General features: G+C 75.9%; 1 pseudogene. It reads left to right on the plus strand.

From position 1 onward, the window contains the following. A pseudogene (locus tag B7767_RS38265) lies at nt 1–544 on the plus strand (integrase); the annotation flags it as partial.

Here is a 544-nt window from a genome sequence, read left to right on the forward strand (position 1 = left end):
TGGCGGAGTGGGTGCGGCACCTGACCGTGGCGCCCCGCAAGCGCACCGGGGCGCCGGCCGGACCGTCGACCATCGAGCGGGCCCTGTCCGCCGTGACGTCCTGGCACCTGGAGCAGGGGCACCCCAAGCCGAACATGCGCGGCGCCCGGGCCGTCCTCAACGCCTATCGCGACCGGCTCGCCGAGGCGATGGCGGCGGCCGCGCAGCCGAAGCAGGCCGCGGCCGCTTTGCCAGGGCAGATCCGAGCCATGCTCGCCCGGGCCGACCGGGCCACCCTCGCCGGGCAGCGCAACGCCGCCCTGGTCCTCCTCGGCTTCGCCACGGCAGCCCGGATCTCCGAGCTGGTCGCCCTCGACATCGCCGCCGTCGCAGAGGCGGAGCACGGCTACGACGTGACCGTGTACCGCAAGAAGGTCCGCAGGCACACCACGAACGCGATCCTGTACGGCACCGACCCGGCCACCTGCCCGGTCCGCGCCCTGCGCGCCTACCGCGCAGCCCTGGCCGCCGCCGGGCGCACCGAGGGCCCGCTGTTCGTCCGCGT

Source organism: Streptomyces sp. 13-12-16, assembly GCF_002114215.1.
GTDB lineage: Bacteria > Actinomycetota > Actinomycetes > Streptomycetales > Streptomycetaceae > Streptomyces.